The organism is Variovorax sp. GW821-FHT09A10 (assembly GCF_059418385.1).
Genome location: NZ_JBWKPT010000003.1, coordinates 686,313 through 699,228, shown reverse-complemented (window position 1 = coordinate 699,228; position 12,916 = coordinate 686,313). Strand labels below are relative to the sequence as shown.

Below are 12,916 nucleotides of genomic sequence, written 5' to 3'. Positions count from 1 at the left end.
CGGTCAGCGACGGTCACGGCGGCACGACCACCAGCACCGTGACGGTCACGATCGACCCGGTGAACGACGCACCCACGGCGCCCGACTACACCAAGACCACGAACGAAGACACGCCGGTCAGCGGCAGCGTTGTCGGTAGCGACGTCGATGGCGACACGCTGACGTACACCAAGGGCAGCGATCCATCGCACGGCACGGTCACCGTCAACGCCGACGGCACCTACACGTACACGCCCAGCGCCAACTTCAACGGTACCGACAGCTTCACCGTCACGGTCAGCGACGGTCACGGCGGCACGACCACCAGCACCGTGACGGTCACGATCGACCCGGTGAACGACGCACCCACGGTGCCCGACTACACCAAGACCACGAACGAAGACACGCCGGTCAGCGGCAGCGTGGTCGGCAGCGACGTCGACGGCGACACGCTGACGTACACCAAGGGCAGCGACCCCGCGAACGGCACGGTCACCGTCAACGCCGACGGCACCTACATCTACACCCCGAATGCCAACTTCAACGGCACCGACACGTTCACCGTCACGGTGAGCGACGGCCACGGCGGCTCGACGACCAGCACCGTGACGGTCACGATCGACCCGGTGAACGACGTGCCGACGGTGCCCAACTACAACGAGACGACCGATGAAGACACGCCCGTCAGCGGCCAGGTCGTCGGCAGCGACGTCGATGGCGACACGCTGACGTACACCAAGGGCAGCGACCCCGCGAACGGCACGGTCACGGTCAACGCGGACGGCTCCTACACCTACACCCCGAACGCCGACTTCAACGGCACCGACAGCTTCACCGTCACGGTCAGCGACGGCCACGGCGGCACGACCACCAGCACCGTCACCGTGACCATCGACCCCGTCAACGACGCCCCCGTGTTCGTCGACGGCGGCGGCACGCCGGTGAACACGGCCACCGGCTACGTCTTCGGCTACGACGAGAACCGCCCCGCAGGCACCGTGCTCGGCACAGTCCAGGCCACCGACATCGACAGCGCGAACGTCACCTACAGCATCCTCTCGGGCAACGACAACGGCTACTTCGCCATCAACCCCGCCACGGGCGAGATCAGCCTCACGCCGGCAGGCGCAGCAGCCCTCGTCAACGACTACGAAGCAGGCGCCAACGCGCACGCGCTGGTGATCGGTGCGACCGATGGCACGGCCACGACCACCATCCCCGTCACGCTCAACGAGCAGAACATCAACGACGCACCGACGGTGCCCGACTACGCCAAGACCACGGACGAAGACACACCCGTCAGCGGCAGCGTGGTCGGCAGCGACGTCGACGGCGACACGCTGACCTACGCCAAGGGCAGCGACCCATCGCACGGCACGGTCACCGTCAACGCCGACGGCACCTACACGTACACGCCCAGCGCCGACTTCAACGGCACCGACAGCTTCACCGTCACGGTGAGCGACGGCCATGGCGGCACGACGACCAGCACCGTCACCGTGACCATCAACCCCGTCAACGACGCCCCGGTGTTCGTCGACGGCGGCGGCACGCCGGTGGACAGCGCCACCGGCTACGTCTTCGGCTACGACGAGAACCGCACGGCGGGCACCGTGCTCGGCACGGTCCAAGCCACCGACATCGACAGCGCGACCGTCACCTACAGCATCCTCTCGGGCAACGACGCCGGCTACTTCGCCATCAACCCCGCCACGGGCGAGATCAGCCTCACGCCGGCAGGCGCTGCAGCCTTCGTCAACGACTACGAAGCGGGCGCCAACGCGCACGCGCTGGTGGTCGGTGCGAGCGACGGCACCGTCACGACGAACATCCCCGTCACGCTCAACGAGCAGAACGTCAACGAGGCCCCAGAGGCTCCCGACTACGCAAAGACCACGGACGAAGACACGCCGGTCAGCGGCCAGGTCATCGGCAGCGACGTCGACGGCGACACGCTGACCTACACCAAGGGCAGCAACCCGTCGCACGGCACGGTGACGGTGAACCCCAACGGCACCTACACCTACGTTCCCAACGCCAACTTCAACGGCACCGACAGCTTCACCGTCACGGTGAGCGACGGCCACGGCGGCACGACCACCAGCACGGTGACCGTGACCGTCAACCCGGTGAACGACGCGCCCACGGCCACGGCGACCGACGCCGGCATCGTCTCCGAAGGCAGCCTGCCCGGGGGCATTGCGGCGGTGGGCGAGCCGCCGGTGCAATCGACCGGCAAGATCTCCATCGCGGACCCCGACAGCCTGGCGGGCGACCTGTCGGTGTCGCTCAGCGGCCCGGCCGGCGTCACCTCCGGCGGCCAGCCGGTGTCGTGGACCTGGGACGCGGGCACGCACACGCTCACGGGCAGTGTCACCGTCGGCGGCCTCACCACCCAGGTGATGACCGTGGCCGTGGGCAACGTCACCGCCACCGGCGCGGGGCAGTTCGAGGCGGGCTACACCGTCACGCTGAAGGCGCCGATCGACCACCCGACGGGCAACGGCGAGGGCGTGTCGAACCTGCAATTCCAGGCGCATGTGACAGACGGCCAGACCGCTGCTGCGCCGGTGAGGTTCGACGTGCCCGTCAAGGACGATGCGCCGGTGCTCGTGAACGGCGAGCAGTCCGTCGACGTGGCGCCGATCAACACGAACCTGATGGTGATCCTGGACCTTTCCGGGAGCATGAACGAGGAAACGCCGACGCGGCTCTCCCGTGCGAAGGCGGCCGTCCAGAACCTGATCGACGGCTACGACCTGTACGGCGAAGTCCGGGTGCAGCTTGTCACCTTCAGCACGACCGGGCAGGCGCAGCAGGCCTGGATGACGGCGGCCGAGGCCAAGGCGTTGGTGCAGACCCTGCTGCACGGGGGCAGCACCAACTACGACGCCGCCCTGGCTACGGCGATGACCGGCTTCGAGGCCAATGGCAAGCTGCAGGGCGCGCAAAACGTGTCCTACTTCCTCACGGACGGCGAGCCGACCCGGGGGGACGGCAACACCGGCCAGCTCGGGAACAACAGCAACGGCAGCAACACGGCCGACTTCGGCATCCAGGCGGCGGAAGAAGCGATCTGGAAGACCTTCCTCACCAACAACAAGATCAACTCGTTCGCACTGGGTCTCGGGTCCGACCTCTTGCCCGCGGCGCAGGGCATCATCGACCCCATCGCCTACAACGGCAACACCGGCACGAACACCAACGGCAAGATCGTCACCGACACGAGCCAGCTGAACGACATGCTGCAAGGCACGATCAGCGTGCCGCCCACGGTCAGCAACCTGCTGACCGGCGGCCTCGGCGGCTCGTCGGGCTTCGGTGCCGACGGCGGCCATGTGTCCACGCTGACCATCGACGGCACCACCTACGCCTTCAACAGCAGCACGGGCCTGATGACGAAGACCGGCCCGGCCACCGGCAGCGACTACAGCTACAACCAGGCCACGCACCAGGTCACCATTGCCACCGACAAGGGCGGCAAGCTGGTGGTGGACTTCGACACGGGCGAGTTCAGCTACCAGGTGGCACCGCGCACCACCACCTCGCACAACTACGACGAGACCCTCAGCTACCAGGTGGTCGACCGCGACGGCGATGCGAGCAACGTGGCCACGCAGACGCTGCACGTCAACTACACGCCTGCAGCGGGTGCGGCGGCGCTGTACACCTCGCCCGATTCGCTGGGCCTGGCCGGCGTCGACGAGGTGACGGTGTCGATCGAGCAGCAGCAACCGCACGATGCACCGCATTTCCCCTTCGGCGACGGCACGGCGTGGGGCGGGCTGCAGCTGTCCGACATGCTGCAGGCCTACACCGCGGCCGAGTCGCTGCATGCACTGTTGCAGGCCGCGTTCCCACCGGCCTTCGGCGGCACGCAGGCGTCTCCCACGGCGCTGCCCTTCGCGACGTCGCCCGATTCGCTCGCGGCCTACGCACCGCCCGTGGCGCCTTTGCTCGACGACGAGCTTCACATGGGCCTCGCGCTTCACCACTGACCGACCGGCGTGCCGGCGCCGCTTGCGGCGTCGGCACCTGGTGGTCTGCACGTCTTCACGCATGCTTGCTTCCCGTCATCTTTCGTCTGCCGCCGCGGGCCTTTTCTTCCTGCTCGCCGGATCGGCGGCGCTTGCGCAAGCCAGCACCGTCGCCCCGCTGGGCATGGCCGAGGCCGTGCGCCTGGCCGCCACCTCGCACCCGACCGTGCGCAACGCCGTCGGCCAGGCGCTGCAGGCGGGCGAGGGCATTGCGGCGGCGCGCTCGGGCTACTACCCGCAAATCAGCGCCGGCGTCAGCGCGCGCACGGGCAATCGCCAGCTGCAGGCCGACGGTCGCCGCCAGGTGCACCAGGCCTCGCTGTCGGTGACGCAGCTGCTGTACGACTTCGGCAAGGTGTCGAGTGCCGTGAGCGAGGCCGAAGCCTCGGCCACGGCCGCGCGCGCCAAGCTGCTCGTGGCGGTCGACGACGTGGTGCGCGACACCGCGCAGGCATGGATCGAAGTGCATCGCCAGCAGGCGCTCGGCGAAATCGCGCAGGCCCAGGTGAAGGGCGTGCAGTCGCTGGCCGGCCTCGTGGGCGAGCGCCAGGCCAAGGGCGCCACCAGCCAGTCCGACGTGGCGCAGGCGCAGTCGCGCCTGGAGGCCGCACGCGCCCAGCAACTCCACACCGCGTCGCAGGCCGAGCGCTGGCGCCTGAGCCTCATGCACCTGATCCAGGGCCGCACGCCGGCCGACATCGCCGGCGAAGCGCCCGCACCACTCGCGAGCGCCTGCGCCGCGCTGCCGCAAACGGCCTTGCCCGCGCCGACCGTGCAGATGGCGCAGGCCGAGCGCGACATGGCACAGGCCGCGCTGCGCGGTGCCGATGCGCAGCTGCTGCCCACGCTGTCGCTCAACGCGGCCGTCAACCGGGGGCTCGAATCGGGCGCGCGGCCCGCCGGCCAGTCCGCCAACGAGAGCACGTTCACCGTCAACTTCACCGCGCCGCTGTATGAAGGCGGGCGCAGCCAGGCCCGCCAGCGCGCCGCCGCGCACGCCGTCGAGGCGGCCGAGGCCGCGCTGGGCTATGCAGAACTCAGCGTGCGCCAGCGCCTCGAAGACGCGCGCGTGCAATCGCAAGGCCACGCGCTGCGCCTGCCCGTGCTCGCCGCGCGCGTGCACAGCACGCAGCGCACGCGCGACCTGTACCGTGAGCAGTACCTGCAGCTGGGCACGCGCTCGCTGCTCGACCTGCTCAATGCCGAACAGGAGTTCCACGGCGCGCGCTTCGAGCAGGCCGAGAGCGCGCACGAGGTGCAGCGCCTCGCGGTCGAGTGCCTGTACCAGTCGGGCCGCCTGCGCGAGGCCTTCGGGCTGGTCGATGCGGGCGAGCTCGTCGCCGGAGGCCAGCCATGACCGCCACCACGATGCCCGAGCTTTCTGCCGCGCGCGGCCCCGAGCTGCTCGCCGGCTGGGTCGATGCCGTGCTGGCCGTGGCGGCCCACTACCACCTCGACACCTCGCGCGAGCGCATTCGCGGCGCCGCCGCGTGGAGCGACCACGAAGACATCGGCGAGCGCGTGCGCCAGATGGCCCGCCAGGCCGGGCTCACCGTGCGCCAGGTCGCGCCGCGCCTGGACACCCTGAGCCCCTGGCGCCTGCCCGTGGTGCTGCAGCTGCGCGACGGGCAGGTGGCCGTGGTCACCGCCATCTCGGCGCAGGGCCTGCGCGTGATGCTCGGTGGCGACCAGGGCGCGGAAACCGTCTGCACCGTGGACGAGCTGCAACCCGCGCTCGAAGCCATGGCCGTGCTGCGGCCCGCGCAATCGGCGCCCGACTCACGCGTCGACGCCTACATCCGCCCGGTGGAGCCGCACTGGCTGCGCCAGATCGTGCTGGCCGACTGGCGGCCCTACGCGCACATCCTCGTCGCGTCGCTGGCCTACAACCTCATGGCGCTGGCCGGCACGCTGTTCTCGATGCAGGTGTACGACCGCGTCGTGCCCGCGCAGTCGCTGCCCACGCTGCATGTGCTGTTCGGCGGCGTGCTGCTGTCGATCGCGTTCAGCTGGGTCATGCGCGGCGCGCGCATGCGCATCACCGACGTGGTGGGCAAGCGCGCCGACCTGCGCATTTCGGACCGCGTGTTCGGCCACGCGCTGCGCGTGCGCAGCTCGGCGCGCCCGCGCGCCACCGGCACCTTCATCTCGCAGCTGCGCGAGCTGGAGCCCGTGCGCGAAATGCTCACGTCGACCACCGTGGCGGCCGTGGCCGACCTGCCGTTCTTCTTCGTGTTCTGCGTGCTCTTCTGGTTCATTGCCGGCTGGCTCGTGCTGGTGCCGCTGGCCGCGTGCGTGCTGCTGATCGTGCCCAGCCTGCTGGCGCAGCCGCGCCTGCGCGCGCTGGCCCAGACGGGCATGCGCGAATCGTCGCTGCGCAACGCCATGCTGGTCGAGGCCGTGCAGGGCATCGACGACATCAAGGGGCTGCAGGCCGAGCCGCGCTTCCAGAACCAGTGGAACCACTACAACGCCGTCAACGCCGACTCGGGTCTGCAACTGCGCGCGCTGCTCAACACCCTGAGCAACTGGACCCAGACCGTGCAGGGCGCCGCCTTCGCCTTCATCGTGTTCTTCGGCGCGCCGCTGGTGATGGACGGCCACATGAGCACCGGCGTGCTCGTGGCCGCATCGATCTTGTCGACCCGCATGCTCGCGCCGCTGGCCGGCGTGACGCAGGTGCTCAACCGCTGGCAGCAGGCCAAGGTGGCCGGCGAGGCGCTCGACCAGCTCATGAAGCTCCCGGTCGACCACCCGCCCCACGAGACCCGCGTGCACCGGCCCGCCGTGCAGGGCGACTACACGCTGCGCGACGCCGTCTTCAGCCATGACGGCCAGACCACCGCGCTGCACGTGAAGGCGCTGCACATCGGCGCCGGTGAACGCATTGCCGTGCTCGGGCGCAACGGGGCGGGCAAGTCGACCTTGCTGCAGGCGCTGTCGGGCCTCATCGAACCGCGCGCGGGCAGCGTGCTGCTCGACGGCGTGTCGATGGCCCACATCGACCCCGCCGACGTGCGCCGCGACGTCGGCCTGCTCGCGCAAGACGCGCGCCTGTTCCACGGCACCCTGCGCGAGAACCTGCAGATGGGCACGCCCCACGCCACCGACGCCGAACTGGTGGCGGCCCTGCAGGCCACCGGCGCCTGGGCCTTCGTGCGCCGCCTGCCCACCGGGCTGGACCATCCGCTGCTCGAAGGCGGGCGCGGCCTCTCGGGCGGACAGCGCCAGAGCCTGCTGCTCGCGCGGCTCATGCTGCGCTGCCCCGGCGTGCTGCTGCTCGATGAGCCCACCGCCTCGCTCGACGAAGTGGCCGAGCGCGAAGTGATCGAACAGCTGCGCGCGCTGCCCGCCGGCCGCACGCTGGTGCTGGCCACGCACCGCCCGGCCGTGCTCGAGGCGGTCGACCGCATCCTCGTGGTGGACGGCGGCGCCGTCGTGCTCGACGGGCCGCGCGACCAGGTGATGGCGCGGCTGCGCCAGGGCGCGGTCGCCTCGCGCGAGGCGATGGCTTCCGCAGGCCGCAGCAAGGAGGGGCAGGCATGAACGCCGTGACATTGACCAAGGCGCAGGTGCAAGCCGCCGCGCAGGCACCGGCCGTATCCACCGCCACCGTGTGGGGCCCCGGCGGCGCCGACGACTTTGACGAAGCCCGCGCCAGCGGCTCCGCGCGCGTCGTGTGGTTCATCGCGCTCTTTCTGCTCGCCTTCTTCGTGTGGGCCTGGGTCTTCGAGATCGACGAGGTGTCCAGCGGCATGGGCAAGGTGATTCCCAGCTCGCGCGAGCAGCGCATCCAGTCGCTCGAAGGCGGCATCCTGGCCGAGCTGCGCGTGCACGAAGGCCAGATCGTCGAGAAGGGCCAGGTGCTCGCGCAGCTCGACCCCACGCGCGGCGAATCGAACGTGGAAGAAACCGCCGCACGCTACCGCGCCGCGCTGGCCAGCAGCGTGCGCCTGCGCGCCGAGGTGCAAGGGCAGGGCAGCCTGCAGTTCCCCGCCGAGCTGAAGGCCTACGCGCAACTGGTCGATTCCGAAAGCGCGCTCTTCCGCTCGCGCCAGGGCAGCCTGCGCGACACCGTGTCCGGCCTGGGCCAGGCGCTTTCGCTCGTGCGCAAGGAGCTCGACATCACCCGCTCGCTGCAGGTGAGCGGCGCGGCCAGCAACGTCGAGCTCATCCGCCTGCAACGCCAGGCCGCCGACCTGGAGCTGAAGATTGCCGAGGCGCGCGCCAACTACATGGTGCGCAGCCGCGAAGAACTGGCCAAGGCCGATGCCGAGGTCAAGTCCTTGTCGTCCGTGGTGCGCGGGCGCGCCGACTCGCTCGAGCGGCTCACCTTGAACTCGCCCGTGCGCGGCATCGTCAAGAGCTTGCAGGTCACCACCATCGGCGGCGTCGTGCCGCCCAACGGATCGCTGCTGACCCTGGTGCCGCTGGACGACCAGCTGTTGGTCGAGGCGCGCATCTCGCCGCGCGACATCGCCTTCATGCGGCCCGGGCAGGAGGCGCAGATCAAGATCACCGCCTACGACTACGCCGTGTACGGCGGCCTCAAGGGCCGCGTGGTGACCATCGCGCCCGACACCCAGCGCGACGAGGTCAAGCCCGAGATCGTGTACTACCCCGTGCTCGTGCGCACCGACTCCGACGCACTCACCGACAAGGCCGGCCGCCGCATGCCCATCGTGCCCGGCATGGTGACCACCGCCGACATCCGCACCGGCCGCAAGACCGTGTGGGACTACCTGACCAAGCCGCTGAACAAGGCGCGCGAAGCCATGCGCGAGCGCTGACCCGCGTGCGCCCATTTCCCCACGAAACCCATCCGACACCCATCCGACCCAAGAGGACGCTAGCCATGAAAACCACCCCGCACGCATCCCCCGCCGCTGCCGCCTTCGTGCTCGCCGCCGCGCTGCTCGGCGCCGCCGCTCCTGCGGTGGCCCGCGACAACCCCGTGGACCCCGTGAGCAACCCCGACAAGCTCGACTACCGCGACGTCGAGGCGCGCCGCCCCGACTTCAAGGAGCCCTTTCTGCGCGACGGCGTCGTGTCGCGGCCCGAGCGCTTTCGCGAGATCAAGCCCGGCCTCAACCAGGCCCAGGTGCTCGCCGTGCTCGGGCAGGCGCTGAAGCAGCAGCGAGGCGCGCTCGGCACCGAGTGGGACTACCACTTCAAGTTCCAGATGCCCCAGTCGGCCAACTACCTCGTGTGCCAGTACAAGGTCGTGTTCGACGACAGCCAGGCCGTGCGCAGCGCCGTGTGGCGCCGCCGCCAATGCCTGGACCTGCTGCCGCGCTGAGCTGCAACGCCGGCCCGCAGCCCATGTCTCGCGATTCCACGCGCGCGCCCCGTCCCTACGAGGCCTTCGTGTACGGCAACTCCGCCGACGAGCCCACGCGGCTGGCCGAGCGTTGCCTGGAGGTGATCGAGGGCACGCTGAAAAGCGTCGACCGCGTCGTGGCCTGCCTGCGCGCGGCCGAGCTGGAGCACGGCATCGGCATCGCGGCCATGACGCGCGCACAGATCGCCGACGCCGCCGAGTGGCACCGCGCCAAGCTGCAGGGCCTGCTGGCCGTGAAGCTGCAGCTCACCAACCGCGGCGGCGACATTCATCTGGTGGACGACCTGCACCTGGTCGTGCGGCTCAAGTCGCGCCTCACCGCGCCCGGCGGCTTTCTGCCGGAGCTGTACCACCTCATGCCCCATGGCTGAGGTGGACGACGCGGCCCTCGCGGTGGATGCGGTCCGCTGCATGGGGCCTTGTCTTCTTCCGGCGTTGAACGACGACGCCTGCGCGGCCGTCCCGGGAGGCGCGCCGTGATCCGCCGCACCAAGCGCTTTCGCAAGAACCTCTACCGGTTGAGCGACGTGGCGCTGTGGCTGCTCCTTGCGCTCTTCCTCGCGCTGGCGGCCGACGCGCTGCCGGCCCGAGGTGTCAGTCAGGACCACCACGACAGCGAAGCCGAGCGCGCCACGCACGCGCACTAGCTGGCGGCCGGCCCCGAGCCGAACCTTGCTTCGCCTCGTCTCGCCTCCGGCGAAGCAGAAAAACCGGGGCACCTCAGATATCTCGTCGATTCGAGAAATCGTCGACGAATTCTTTTCTCTTGCGCGGCTTCGCTTCTCTACAGTGAATGCCCCCGCGACAAGACGGCCCGCTGTAGCGGCCGACGAACCCCGTGAAAGGAAACGCCTTTTCTCCAGACATTCATTGATTGATCGAGCGATTGATTCGTGCGAGCGAATGAACCGCCTTGCCTCACGGCGGGTGTCGCTGCCTCTTTGTGGCGCAGCGACACGAATGTGAGGCGCAAAAGGCGACGGCCAGGGTGCGTGAACACCCTGACCGTCTGACCAAGAGACGTGCAAACTTTTCAGGAAGGCACAACAAATGGCTGATCGAATTATGGCCGGGCGTTCCACGCCCCAATCTCCCCGCCGCACACGCGGCGCGACCCCTTCGTCCACCCCCACAGGCGAAGACGCCCGAGACCTCCTCGAAATCAAACTGGCCCAGCTGAACTCCCTGCTGTGGTGCTGCTACGGCGACGGCAACGGGTGGTTCGAGGAAGCAGGGGAGAAACACCGGGATCACATGCTGTGGATTGCGGCGGATCTGGCTAGGGAGGCGGAGAGGTTGTTGGGGGAGAGTGGGAGGGGGTAGGAGGGCAGCATGCCTCTGTGCTATCGCCATGTGCAGGGGCTCACCTTCTTATCCGACCGGGGACGATGGAGGAGTGGGGTGCGAGTTTGCCTCGCTCACCTGTTGGCGCGAATCAATCGAGACATGCATACCTTGGTAGAGGAGATAAATCTCCTGGCTAGATGAACTCTCGCAACGTGTTTTGGCAGTCGACAGCAGATCGATTTTTGATGTAACGTTAAGTTTCATCCTGACTAGACTTCAAACTATGCTGACAACTAAAGAGATAAGGAAAAACTACAGTGCACATTAAGTCCTTTGAGGTTCTTGGCCATCTTGGTCGCGAGTTGCCGCTGCGAATTGATTTTAATCGAGACTTGAATATTGTGACCGGCAGAAACGGTGCTGGAAAGACAAGTATTCTCAAGCTCGCGTGGTACATCATGAGTGGGAATATTTTGCAAGCCTTGAGGGAGGTGGTTTTTAAAAAGGCGACCCTTGAGACATCTGAATATGCATGCACTGTGTACAGGATAAATCAGGCGACCTGTCGAATTGAATGGAGGGATGGGAATGGTGTTAGAGTTTTCGAAGATCAATTCGATGATGAAAACGAAATTACCCTCGTAAATGCCGAGGATCAAGCGAATCAGTTACTGGCAGCGACTGGGTCATCTGTATTTTTCCCTACTTTTCGGCGGATAGAGGGCGGCTTCACGATAGGCGATAGAAGCAATTCGTTGGGGCGAGGAAAAAATGATATCGAAGAGTCATTGGTAGCGCTTTCAAAGCGAATCTCTAATGAGAATCACGTTTTTGTTGCAGCTCTGAGTACGGCGGATATTGTTACGCTGCTGGTTCGTCAATATACGGATTTGTCGGAGTTTTATAACAAATTGCAGCAAGAGATTTCTCAAGAAATAATTGGAAAAATAAAAGCTTATAAGAGAGAAATTGCGGATATTGATCAATTGGATAGTGCAAATCAATTGCTTGACGATATCCGTGGGCAAATAGAGGGGATGGATGGGGCGCGCGAGGAAATCATGCGCCCACTGGAGGCTGTACGAGCTCTTGCAATGCGATTGTTTCGCCACTCAGGTATCAAGCTTGGAAGAAATTTGAGCTTTGGCGATGCTGCGGGAGCAATTAATTCTGATGCACTTTCGGCAGGTGAAAAGCAGATGCTGAGCTTTATTGCTTACAATGCATTTTACCGTGACGCGGTATTTTTGATTGATGAGCCTGAATTGAGTTTGCATGTCGATTGGCAGCGTCAGCTTTTTTCGATATTGATGAATCAGCAAACTACCAATCAATTTGTGATAGCTACCCATTCTCCATTTATTTACAGCAAGTATCCTGAAAAGGAGTTGTTGATCGATCCCTCACGAGGCGATGAGGAGGAATAATGGGAAATGCTTCACCAGCAAAGGCTCAGCCAACTGTAGATGAAATCATCGCTCTTTTGAAAAAAACATCATTACCTACAGTCGTGTGTGAAGGGAGTGATGATTTAATTGTTTATAGACGTCTGGAAGATAGATTGGAACACCTGAGTGTTTCGATTTTTCCCGCAGGTGGCCGAGAGAAGGTGCTTCAAATATTCGATCGAAGGCAAGAAATTCCGGGTAATGTAAAGCTTGCGTTTGTTGTTGATCAGGATACGTGGATTAATGCTGGAGTCCCAATGGGCTATATGGCTCCGGCGCTGTGCCTGACTCACGGATATTCAATTGAGAACGACGTTTTCGAGGATGGAAATCTGGAATCTCTTTTGATTGGCGCGGAGGTTGCGAGGTTTCATTTGGAGCTAAATGACTATCTTGAATGGTACGCCTTGGCGCTTAGTCGGCATTTGATTGAGTCTGAAAATCCAATCGCCTTGCATCCTCAGCATGTACTTGACCCAAATCAGCGCCAAAATTTATTGGCTTTGAGGAATGGCGAGGTTTATCCGATGGCTACCAAGGCGACTCTGTTGGCGAACTACAGAACACATATTCGTGGCAAGTCGTTGCTGGCGCTTTTGGTCAGAAACACTAATGCCCGGGCAGGGCTTCCTAAGCATTCAGACAAAGCATTGCTAGAAATGGTCGCTGCGCGACCAGGCGCTCGACTAGAGCGGATTGCTGCGACGGTCGAGGGCCTATTCGCCGGCTAGTTGGCGAGAGGTGCTGTTCAACGAAATTGGCGCGTGGCTTTCCACGGCGGGCCACGCGCAATCAAATGGGGTTCAACGAAGATCCGTGATCCC

Annotated in this window: 9 protein-coding genes; all 9 read left to right on the top strand. The window is 65.6% G+C overall.

The window, feature by feature from the left end; translation table 11 throughout:
• The coding region (locus AC07Q9_RS16465) for a tandem-95 repeat protein (RefSeq protein WP_495310753.1) at positions 1-3,977 on the top strand (3,977 nt) is incomplete at its 5' end.
• 61 nt (positions 3,978-4,038) lie between these two features.
• A complete protein-coding gene (locus tag AC07Q9_RS16460) occupies positions 4,039-5,373 on the top strand; it encodes a TolC family outer membrane protein (RefSeq protein WP_495310752.1) in 1,335 nt (444 codons plus the stop codon).
• Positions 5,370-7,562 carry a type I secretion system permease/ATPase gene (locus AC07Q9_RS16455; RefSeq protein ID WP_495310751.1) on the top strand — a complete coding sequence of 731 codons (2,193 nt, stop codon included), beginning with the start codon at positions 5,370-5,372 and terminating at the stop codon, positions 7,560-7,562. The genes AC07Q9_RS16460 and AC07Q9_RS16455 overlap by 4 nt, the downstream gene beginning before the upstream one ends.
• Entirely contained in the window at positions 7,559-8,806 is a 1,248-nt protein-coding gene (locus AC07Q9_RS16450; protein WP_390342608.1) for a beta-barrel domain-containing protein, read from the top strand. Before AC07Q9_RS16455 ends, AC07Q9_RS16450 begins: the two co-directional genes overlap by 4 nt.
• A 65-nt stretch (positions 8,807-8,871) precedes the next feature.
• On the top strand, positions 8,872-9,315 hold the full coding sequence (bamE, locus tag AC07Q9_RS16445) for an outer membrane protein assembly factor BamE domain-containing protein (protein ID WP_062479197.1): 444 nt from the start codon (positions 8,872-8,874) through the stop codon (positions 9,313-9,315).
• A gap of 23 nt (positions 9,316-9,338) precedes the next feature.
• Positions 9,339-9,728 carry a hypothetical protein gene (locus AC07Q9_RS16440; protein WP_495310750.1) on the top strand — a complete coding sequence of 130 codons (390 nt, stop codon included), beginning with the start codon at positions 9,339-9,341 and terminating at the stop codon, positions 9,726-9,728.
• A 105-nt stretch (positions 9,729-9,833) separates the two neighbouring features.
• Positions 9,834-10,004, top strand: a complete 171-nt coding sequence (locus tag AC07Q9_RS16435; protein ID WP_157627413.1) for a hypothetical protein — start codon at positions 9,834-9,836, stop codon at positions 10,002-10,004.
• 957 nt (positions 10,005-10,961) lie between these two features.
• Positions 10,962-12,071, top strand: coding sequence for an AAA family ATPase (locus AC07Q9_RS16430; protein ID WP_495310748.1), 1,110 nt, complete (start codon positions 10,962-10,964; stop codon positions 12,069-12,071).
• On the top strand, positions 12,071-12,823 hold the full coding sequence (locus AC07Q9_RS16425; RefSeq protein WP_495310747.1) for a hypothetical protein: 753 nt from the start codon (positions 12,071-12,073) through the stop codon (positions 12,821-12,823). The genes AC07Q9_RS16430 and AC07Q9_RS16425 overlap by 1 nt, the downstream gene beginning before the upstream one ends.
• The last annotated feature ends 93 nt before the right edge of the window (positions 12,824-12,916 follow it).

Coding starts and splice junctions, on each gene's coding strand:
- AC07Q9_RS16425 (WP_495310747.1), top strand. CDS start 12,071: ATGGGAAATGCTTCACCAGCAAAGGCTCAGCCAACTGTAGATGAAATC.
- AC07Q9_RS16455 (WP_495310751.1), top strand. CDS start 5,370: ATGACCGCCACCACGATGCCCGAGCTTTCTGCCGCGCGCGGCCCCGAG.
- AC07Q9_RS16440 (WP_495310750.1), top strand. CDS start 9,339: ATGTCTCGCGATTCCACGCGCGCGCCCCGTCCCTACGAGGCCTTCGTG.
- AC07Q9_RS16460 (WP_495310752.1), top strand. CDS start 4,039: ATGCTTGCTTCCCGTCATCTTTCGTCTGCCGCCGCGGGCCTTTTCTTC.
- bamE (WP_062479197.1), top strand. CDS start 8,872: ATGAAAACCACCCCGCACGCATCCCCCGCCGCTGCCGCCTTCGTGCTC.
- AC07Q9_RS16450 (WP_390342608.1), top strand. CDS start 7,559: ATGAACGCCGTGACATTGACCAAGGCGCAGGTGCAAGCCGCCGCGCAG.